8 protein-coding genes are annotated in these 9779 nt (G+C 44.7%); all 8 read right to left on the minus strand.

Features of this window, described 5'->3' with window-relative positions; genetic code table 11:
- A partial coding sequence (locus tag VN429_RS00570; protein WP_325628649.1) for a chemotaxis protein CheD occupies positions 1-493 on the minus strand: 493 nt, incomplete at its 3' end.
- 19 nt (positions 494-512) lie between these two features.
- Entirely contained in the window at positions 513-3515 is a 3003-nt protein-coding gene (locus tag VN429_RS00575; RefSeq protein ID WP_325628651.1) for a chemotaxis protein CheC, read from the minus strand.
- 3 nt (positions 3516-3518) lie between these two features.
- Positions 3519-4547, minus strand: a complete 1029-nt coding sequence (gene cheB / locus VN429_RS00580; protein WP_325628661.1) for a chemotaxis-specific protein-glutamate methyltransferase CheB — start codon at positions 4545-4547, stop codon at positions 3519-3521.
- Between the two features lies 1 nt (position 4548).
- The gene (locus VN429_RS00585; RefSeq protein ID WP_325628653.1) at positions 4549-4914 is read right to left on the minus strand and encodes a response regulator; all 366 of its coding nucleotides are present in this window, start codon (positions 4912-4914) and stop codon (positions 4549-4551) included.
- A 68-nt stretch (positions 4915-4982) separates the two neighbouring features.
- Positions 4983-5804, minus strand: coding sequence for a CheF family chemotaxis protein (locus VN429_RS00590; protein WP_325628655.1), 822 nt, complete (start codon positions 5802-5804; stop codon positions 4983-4985).
- Between the two features lie 32 nt (positions 5805-5836).
- The gene (locus VN429_RS00595) at positions 5837-6913 is read right to left on the minus strand and encodes an MFS transporter (protein ID WP_325628657.1); all 1077 of its coding nucleotides are present in this window, start codon (positions 6911-6913) and stop codon (positions 5837-5839) included.
- 2 nt (positions 6914-6915) lie between these two features.
- Positions 6916-8517 (minus strand): archaellar assembly protein FlaJ, encoded by a 1602-nt coding sequence (gene flaJ / locus VN429_RS00600; RefSeq protein ID WP_325628663.1) that lies wholly within the window; start codon positions 8515-8517, stop codon positions 6916-6918.
- Between the two features lie 13 nt (positions 8518-8530).
- The coding region (locus VN429_RS00605) for a type II/IV secretion system ATPase subunit (RefSeq protein ID WP_325628659.1) at positions 8531-9779 on the minus strand (1249 nt) is incomplete at its 5' end.

Raw genomic sequence — 9779 nt, forward strand, 5'->3', positions numbered from 1 at the left:
GGGTTGCGCCATCTGCCTGCCGAATAACAAGACGACCACCCTCTTTTGGAAAATAGGTAATAGTACGACCTACTGTTCCACCGATATCCTCCCTGATGATCGGTATAGAATTTGCCTTAAGAAGGGCACGAAGGGCATCTACATTTCGCTCGCCGATGTTAAGATTGCCTGAAAAGTTCTGGAACATCGACGCACCCCCCGCAAGTTTTGCCTTCAGGGAAGAGCTTTTACACCCCTTACCTGCAAGATTCTGCAGAAGGATAGTAATTGCAGTATCAGCATACTTTCCCTCACGCTCTCCAGGTTTACCACTTGACTTTGGGAGCATAACATGGGCAAGTCCACCGATCTTTTTCTCCTCATCGTGAAGTATCAGGCCTACGCATGACCCAAGACCGATAGATGTCATCACAGTATTTCCTACTGACCACTCACCAATGCCAATGATGACCAGATCTTTCTGATCCCGTGTAAATATCGGCGGCGTTGTCATGCTACAATCCTAAGAGGGCTTATCCAGAGGTGGAGATCACACTATCCATTCGTGCAAATAACTCATTGAGAAGCTCTTTACTGGGAAGCAGGATAATATTTGCACTAATGTTAAACTCAGTACACTGAAGTTCAGTCTTGAACAAAACCACTTCATCCACATTTTCATCAATCTCCTGAGTTGCAATAATTGACTGAAGTGCTGCGTGGGGCATGTCAATAACCATCGATGGGGGTGACGGGATCATGATAATTGAGAGCAGGGTTGCACAGGCATCAAGGAATGAGGAGGTCATGATATTACCGATCTCATGCAGGGCACTCTTATCCATATCATCAATCATCCTGTTAGAGACACTCTGACCAAGCATGATGCTTGTCAGCCTGATAATTGATTCTTTCGGAATATGTATAATTATATAACCGTTCCCGGCTAACTGTCCCTGGATCTGGAACACTATCATGGCTGCTTCGCTATCATCCAGATAATAGCGGAGGTTCTGAAGCTGGACCAGAATAATTTCAGGTACATGAATCGAAATTAGGGTATTCAATATAGTTGAGAGTGTGGTAGCTGCATGAGAAGCACCGATATTGCCTAGTTCACGCAGTTCGTCAGCCTGGATATCAGTTATAAGATGCTCTCCATCAGCTATCACATTATTCTTCATAACCTTCTTCACCCTTTTACCTGAGTTCTTCTTCGCAGATTTCTGACCTGAACCTTCCCTAAGTATCGCTTTTACATCAAGTACAGGTACAACTTCTCCATCACCGGGAATTGTAACCCCGCTCACACCATCGCAGGTGCCCACAAATTTAGAGAGAGGCTTAATGACAACTTCCTGCTGTCCCTCTATCAGATCAGCTATGACGGCACCCTTCCGGTTCTGGTTCTGCAGAACCACGATGACTTCTTCGCTCTTTGACCTGCCAAACATATCATCAAGCCGGTAAAGAACGATGATCTCATCGCGCATCAGGATACCTTCTCCATGGCCGATGTTCTGGATAGGGAAGGCAGCAAGACTTGCAACTTCTGCCACATTGGTGATGGGGATCGCACACCTGCGGTTGTTGATCCTGATCATCATCACCATAACTATAGCCATGGTCGGAGGAAGGACAAGTTCAAACCGGCTTCCCTGGCCAAATATGGACTCCAGTTTGATTGTCCCCTGCAGAGAGGCAATAGTTGTTCTGACTACATCAAGTCCGACCCCCCTGCCACTGATATCAGTGATCTTATCGGCTGTAGAGAAACCAGGAAGGAAGAGGAGATCGTTGATCTCCGATTCAGACATGGCTGCGAGTGCTTCTTCGGTGGCTAAACCACGCTCTAGTGCTTTCTTCTTGATCTTTTCCTGGTTGATACCTGCGCCATCATCCTCAATGACGATGACCACGTTATCCTTGTCACGGGAGGCAGAGAGCTTCAGAGTCCCTTTAGGATTTTTCCCATTTCGAATACGAACATCAGGAGGCTCGATTCCATGATCCAGCCCATTTCTAATCAGGTGAAGGAGGGGATCATTGAGACCATCCATTACGCTCCGGTCAAGTTCAGTTTCACCACCTTCAACGATGAAATCGACCTCTTTCCCCTCCTTGGTAGCAATATCACGAACTGTTCGCGGAAACCTGTTGAAGATATGGTTGAGCGGAATCATCCTGATATCCATCATCATAACCTGAAGGTCAGCCACTGACCTCCCGACCATGTTGAGAGTCTCATCCAGTTCCTTGATCTTGTATTCCTGGGCTATCTGTTCAAGTCTGCCACGGTTGATCACCAGATCCTCAACCAGATTCATCATGTGATCGAGACGATCAATATCAACTCTGATATTCTTGACTTCACGCTTCTTCTCAACCTTTTCTCCTGCAGAAATACGTGAAGGGGAAAATATTCCATTCTGGTGCTCCTCAACACCTGCTCCAGAAAGAATGGGATCTGACGTATCCTGAATGAGGGAGACAGAAGAACTTTTGATGTCAGACCCTTTCAAAAATGATTTGACACCCTCTTCAGAAAAATCAGAACTTGTTAATTCAAAATCAAAGACTCCGGAAAAGGTACCGCTATCTTCAATAACCTCACGCCTTGGTGAGATATTTGTAAGGGCGCCATGTGACTCAAGGTTCTGCAAAAGAAGCATGGCCCTAAGATTTTTGGAGTCTACGGCTGGAGAGAGCTCAACATGTATCACATACCTGTTTGCATGCTCAAAGCCTGGTACTGGTTCCACACTCTCATTTTTCGGCGGAAAAATCTCTTCTTTCAGTGAAGATGATCTGATATCTGAAATTGTAAGGATTGTTTCTACTGCCGCCTTTCCTGCATTGGTGACAAAGGTTAGGTCAATAATACCATTAAATGAGGGATCATCTTCAACAACAGTTCGTAAAGGAGAAATTGCCGATATACTTCCAATACTCTCCAGGTTCTGAAGGATCAACATTGAGCGCAGGTTTATGCTGTCCACTTCAGATGAGAGTTCAATATGAAGTTTGTATTCGGCGTTTCCTGCCTGACCATACGACTCGTATGGCGGGTTTTCATACATATCCCCGGCTGGTTCAACTTCAGTTCCAGATTCAGGTGTTACTGGTTCCCTCTTTTCCACTGTTGAAGGAGTTGACCCTGATAACCATGCTTTCAATGCAGAGACACGCGCATCGCGATGCTCTAAAAGCCCTTCCCCGCCAGCTTCGATGTCATCGATCATTGACTCGATATCATCTACACCAGCAAGCAGATCATCCATGAGAGCCTGGCTCACATGCAGGTTACCACTGCGAATCTGGGAGAATACATCTTCAAGTGCATGACAGATCTCCTCCATGTGCATAAATCCCATAGAGGCAGACATACCCTTGAGTGAGTGCGCAGACCGGAAGATCTCATCAATGGCATGAGAGTCGGTCCCCTGTTCAAGAATCAGGAGATTACTAACAATACTTTCATGATTCTCCCGCGATTCAGCGACATACAGACTCCGGTATGCGTCAAGATCTGACATTCATCACCCTGAGATGCTTTTAACAAAATCTTCAATTTTTCCGGGAATATTTTTCAGAGGGAGAACATGATCAACAGCCTCACGCTGAAGTGCAGACCTTGCCATTCCATATACCAGACAGTCCTCCTGTCTGCATACAATGGTTACTCCTCCTGCTTTCTTGATGGCTTCAGTCCCTTCTCCACCATCATTACCCATCCCAGACAAAATAGCAGAGACACTCCTGCCCCCAAACACCTGTGCGGCAGAGACAAAGGTCTTGTCAACTGCCGGTTTCACGTTATGAACAGGAGGTGAATCAGCATGAACGATCTTTCCACCCTGTATCCCGCCCTTGTCGAGGTATGAAGAGACAATGGTATGATATCCGGCTTTAGAGATGAAGACCATACCACGTTTCAGAATATCACCATTTTCAGTCTCTTTTATCCGAAGTGGCGATATTCTATCAAGACGGGCTGCCAATGCTGCAGTAAAACCACCCTTTGGCATATGCTGAGTTATGATAACCGCAGCATTCAGATCTGCAGGCAGATTGGAGACAACCACATCAAGCATTGGAGGTCCTCCTGCTGATGACCCAATGAGCACGATATTTTTTGCAATCTCATCTCTCGATGCTGGTTTTGTTGTTACATAGGCGATGGTGCAGATGTTTTTGATCTTTGATTTCAGTTCAGCGCCAATCTCCCGGATATTTTTAATTCCCCGGGGTTTTAGCATGAAATCATCAGCACCAAGAGACATCGCCTTCTTGGTCATTTCAGCACCTTCAGAGGTGAGAGAACTCAACATGAGAGTGCGGGGGAATGGTGAAAACTCACGTTTTCTCTCCAGCACACCAATCCCATCAAGTTTGGGCATCTCAATATCAAGCGTGATGAGATCTGGTTTTAACTCACGAATCTTCTCAAGGGCCTCTATACCATCTGAAGCAACCCCGACGACCTGAATTTCAGTATCGTCAGCCAGCATATCCTGTACTACTGTTCTGATGAAGAGAGAGTCGTCGATGATGAGAACCCGAATCATTTTAGGATGCACCAAGAACGTTGGCGATCTCCTCAAGGACTTTGGGAGCCTGGAATGGCTTTACAATGTATCCCCTGGCGCCACTTTTGATCGCCAGTTTTACCATCTGTTCCTGACCAACTGCCGTACACATGATGACTTTGGCGTTGGCATCGAGAGTCTTGATTGCTTTCAAGGCCTCAATTCCATTCATTTTTGGCATGACTACGTCCATGGTAACGAGATCTGGTTTTAGATCCCGGTACTTGTTCACACCAATATCTCCATCCTCTGCCTCTCCCACAATCTCGTGTCCACCGGCAGAGAGGATATTCTTTAATAATGTCCGCATAAAGAGGGTATCATCGACAATGAGGATTCTTCCCATAGGTGAACGCTTCCTCCTATGATTAAGAAGCTGCGTACTGGTAAAAGTATTTTGTATTGAGACCAGACTTATGCTGGTGGTTTCAATGCATCAGTTATGTATCTGACACCTTTTGGGGTGAGTTGAACTTCTTTACGGATCATCACCACATCAACAAGTTTCAGCTTCAGAAGAGTATCGTAAATAACATCCAGTTCTTTGGCAGAAAGACTCAGCATATTCTCTATAGATTTTGTATCCATCCCACTATAGATAAGCATAGCAACCTGGGCAGTCTGGGCATCAAGTTGATCCAGTTCTGAACCCTTCATGTCCATATCTTTGGTTGCATCACGAAGAAAATTATACAACACCTGAAGTGTTGAGAGTGGACAAAGAATAAACGAAGTCACCACCTCACTGTTTTCGAGGTGATCAACCTTCACGACATCAAGTTTCTTATGCTGCAGTTCCCGTTTGGTCAACTCAAGGCTTGCAACCTCTTTAAGTGGAACGCAGATCATCTTTTCCTGGCTCACAAACCAGATTCCAGTCTTGAGAACTGCAATAGCCCCCTTTTCCCACTTTGCATTCGTGACCAGAACTCCACCTCTGATAGCGGGTGACATAAAGTGTGCCATCAGCCGGTAAGCATTGCAGGCCATTATGATCTTCTTATTCAAAACCTGCAGAACTTTCTCGACCGAGGCGATCTTGTATGTCTTTTCAGACTTATCTGCACTTGTTACGATCAGGATATCTACCTGACCACGTAATTGGAGATCAACAATACTCCGGAAGGAGATCTCAAGATTATAAGGATCCTTGAGGATAAGACTATCCTTGGCTATCTCTATCTTTGATGTAACCCAGGAACCCCCTTTCTCCAATTTTACCGGAACTTCTGCCATTGAACCCTTGTACTGAAATATCTATGCCGCTATTATTTGTTCTTTGCTTTTTTAGTAATGATTTTCATGATATCTTGAAGTTCTTCTGCCAGTTCTTCGGCAGTAACATGGACATCCTTGAGATCTCTGAGGAGAACATCATCATCACGTTTCTTTAGATCACTGATATCTGCCTTGAGCGACGCTATTAGATCGTCATCGCCCAGACCGCCTTTACCTTGAGAGAGCTCAAACTGCTCCTCACCTCCTCCAGAGTCCTCTTCTCCTCCATACATATATGGAGCCTCTTCAGACGAACTGTAAGAGGCGAGGTCACTCCCGCTGATCGAATCACCACCCTCCATGGTTGAGATGATCTCACCACCAGAGTCTGATCCGATCTCTATCGTACTTGAGTATATCTCATCAACCTCATCAGATGGTTCATCAGTATCAATCACCACATCCTCTTCTTCGTCACTAGTAGTGATATCCATCCTGCGAACCTGTTCTTCAGAGGGAAGTTCCTGCATAACATCAGTATCGCCATAGGGAGTTCGTAATGAATCAAATTCAGGATTAACAGATTCCAGTTCAGCATCAATATCCAGACTATCATCAAGGTCGAGACCATCAAGCAGATCATCTCCCAGATTATCATCATCTTTCTGAGGTATACCCAAAGATGACCCCTCGGAGTCAGAAGATCCTCCTGTCTCTTTTACAGATTCTTCCTTTTTGATCTTTTTGGGAGTTTTCTCTTTCTTCTCAGATTTTCCTCCTGTTTTTGGAAGAGAAAGATTTACAGAAGGAAGTGATGGCATCTTTGGGAGTTTCTGTAGCAACCCGGATATGAGGCCACCACCGGAACCTTTTGATGCTGTATTCTTCTCACCCTTCGGTTTTGGCTTCTTTGGTTTAGGTTTCCGGTTTTTTAACCTTATCCGCAGATCTTTGATCAGTTCAGAGAGAATGAGCATACCGGTTGCAACCATCAGACCAATTGCAAGTCCAATTACAACCATCATCAGGTAAAGAACCGGGATATCAAATATAAGGAGAATTGAACCGCCAAGTACTATCGTAATAAAGATGAGGAGGCGGCGGGTCGACTCAGTAAGTTGCATCATCTTTATACTCCTTGAAAGGTGGGAATCTTGAAGAAGATTCCGATCATGATCGGGGCGATAATATAGATTATTCCGGTTGTTGCACAAAGAGTACTGGCAAAAAAGTATATCAGAGACCTGTCGCCACCAAAAACTACTTTCCCAGCAAAAATATTCGCTATTGTTAACATTGTTATGGTGATTACTACATATGTTCCAATTACTTTAGCATCAAAATTCGCGAACACGAAAAGACTTCCTGAAACCGCTGAAGCAATCGACGCTCCCTGACCGGATGTAAGTGCAGCACTCGCCTCCCCAAGAGTTGCCATCTGTTTCGTAATTGCATCAGACATTACAACGAGAATCTGAAAAAGAAATAGGAATATCCCCACCATCATTGCATGCATTGGGATTAGAAGGACAATGAATCCCATCGCAAGGGTGTGCCGGTACTCACGTAACAGCACTTGATCTAGCATGGAGGAACTGACGATCTCCCCTATCTTATCGGCTTTTCCTCCTATTTGTATGGAATCACGATAAATATTCAGGTATTTATAGATCAGATAACTCCCACTGTCATTAATGAACCGTTGCCAGCTCTGTTTATCATTGAGACCAAGATTTAACTTGGTATAAACACCATTTACCAGAGGTTCGAGATATTTGAGGGACTTTTTATCGATATCTGCCAAGGCTGGGGCCATCGTTGTTCCTTTTCCACCCTGAATAGCCCCAACACTTCTAATAAATGTAGGAAACTCGGCATCCCTGAGCGTAATGTTACCATCATCAATGAATCCAATAACACCAAGTGGAAAGAGCAACATCCCGATGAGCATGAGAATAAGTCCATAATTCATCCCAAGCAGCAGGAGTAAGAGAACAATTACAGCAAGGATGGGGACCACCTTGCGTTCCATCCGGTGGATCATGTTTTGTTCGGGAGAACCCTGGGAAAGGCCGTGGGTTTTGGGATCACTAGGAACAGCTTTATACATAGTGGTGATTCCAAGCACCGAGATTGAGAAGATGATAAGATATGAGATAGAAAGAGTCCCCTGTACATTTTCAGGCGCATAAATAGCAATTGAGACCATGATGATGATGCCAACCAAAGAGCCAGAAAAGAGCATTGAGACATAAGCATCACCCCATTTCTTGAGCATCTCCAGCCCCTGTTCATATGTAGAGCGGTATACGCTCCGGATGGTATCAAGTTCACGAGTCAGGAAATCCTCATCAGGAACTCCGGATTCAATAGCATTTGCATATCGGTTGATCATTGAGAAGAGCAATTCATTCTCGATCTTTTTTGCTACATTGATCAAAGCCTCAACATAACTGTACCCCCACCGTTTGACCAGAATATCTGCCTTATAAATATATTTTGTAGAAACATACTCACGGCGTGCCCCTGTATATGCAAAGATCTCAGGGCGTGACGCATTGGCAGTGATAATCGCAGCCATATAGGTGAGCATGAAGAGCAGATCAGAGCCCATCATCTTGTCTTCAACAAAGAATTTGAATAGTTTGGCCCGAAACGCTAGGACTGTCCCTTCAAATGGAATTGTACCATTATTAGACTGCCGTATCCGATCTAAAAGACTCTCAAACACGATATTCAAATCCTTATATTTCGATGTTGAGAAGACCCTGCTTCTTGAGTTTAGTCAGCATGTTATGAAGCTCCATAAAATCAGTATAACCAGCTTTATGAAGTCGTTCCAGAATTTTGGCTCGTTTATCAACTTCCATATAGATCTGAGCTTTTTTATGCTCAGGAATACCAAGCATGGTTGCAATCTTGCTTTCCAGAAGAAAACTTGAGCCTCTCCCGGTGAATTCATGGGTGTCTGTGACCGGATCCCAGGAGAATACTTCCACGAATGAGAAACCACCACTTTCTGCATCATAACCAACCAGTTCACTCACTGCGAGCTGACGTCGCACCATACTTCCATCAGGTCTTCGAACAGCACTTTGAATCACCACTAGGTTGAGATTATCAATGAAGGTTTTAGGGATACTTATCGGGTCACCAGTAAGTCGTTGAATCAGTTTTTCTACCGATGCAGCGTGAAATGTTGACATCACCGGGTGACCGGTCTGCATAGCACCAAACGCGACGGCTCCTTCAACTCCACGGATCTCTCCGACAATGATCATGTTCGGACGCTGTCGGAGTGCTGCACGAAGCAGATCGAACATGGTAACATCCCCACCCTCTCCTTCACCTTTCCCTTTCCCTTTAGAAACCTCACGTGCCCAATTCCTGTGAGGGATGATAACTTCAGGGGTGTCTTCAATACTTACTATCTTACCTTCAGGTGAGATGAATGTGGTAAGGGCATTCATACTAGTCGTTTTACCACTTGCTGTCTCACCAGACATAAACATGGACATACCGTTCTCGATACAGATCCACAAATACGCAGCCAAGGCATAACTACAGGTTCCGAACTCAACAAGCTTGGTGATAGAGATGACATCATCCATTGCCTTACGAATGGTGAAGTTACTCCCACGCCTGCTGATCTCTGATGAATACACAATATTAATACGCGATCCATCTGGGAGCGTTGCATCAACAATTGGATTTCGGTATGTGATCGGGCGCCTTGACTTTTCTGCAAGTTTAATACAGAAATCATCCAGAACAGGTTCAGAATCAAATCCAACTACTGATTTCAGCCCTTTAAAGATCTTATGTTCAATGAAGATCGGACCCAAACCATCGCAGGTGATATCTTCAATGAAGTTATCTGAAATAAAGGGAAACAGAACTCCAACATCGATTTTATCCCTAATCATTTGGTATTCGACAGCTTCAAACTCTTGAGGACTTACAATGATTCTTCCATCTGCCAGATGAGGAACG

It is taken from the genome of Methanospirillum sp. (assembly GCF_035560735.1).
Classification (GTDB): domain Archaea; phylum Halobacteriota; class Methanomicrobia; order Methanomicrobiales; family Methanospirillaceae; genus Methanospirillum.

Coding starts and splice junctions, on each gene's coding strand:
- VN429_RS00575 (WP_325628651.1), bottom strand. CDS start 3,515: ATGTCAGATCTTGACGCATACCGGAGTCTGTATGTCGCTGAATCGCGG.
- cheB (WP_325628661.1), bottom strand. CDS start 4,547: ATGATTCGGGTTCTCATCATCGACGACTCTCTCTTCATCAGAACAGTA.
- VN429_RS00585 (WP_325628653.1), bottom strand. CDS start 4,914: ATGGGAAGAATCCTCATTGTCGATGATACCCTCTTTATGCGGACATTA.
- VN429_RS00590 (WP_325628655.1), bottom strand. CDS start 5,804: ATGGCAGAAGTTCCGGTAAAATTGGAGAAAGGGGGTTCCTGGGTTACA.
- VN429_RS00595 (WP_325628657.1), bottom strand. CDS start 6,913: ATGATGCAACTTACTGAGTCGACCCGCCGCCTCCTCATCTTTATTACG.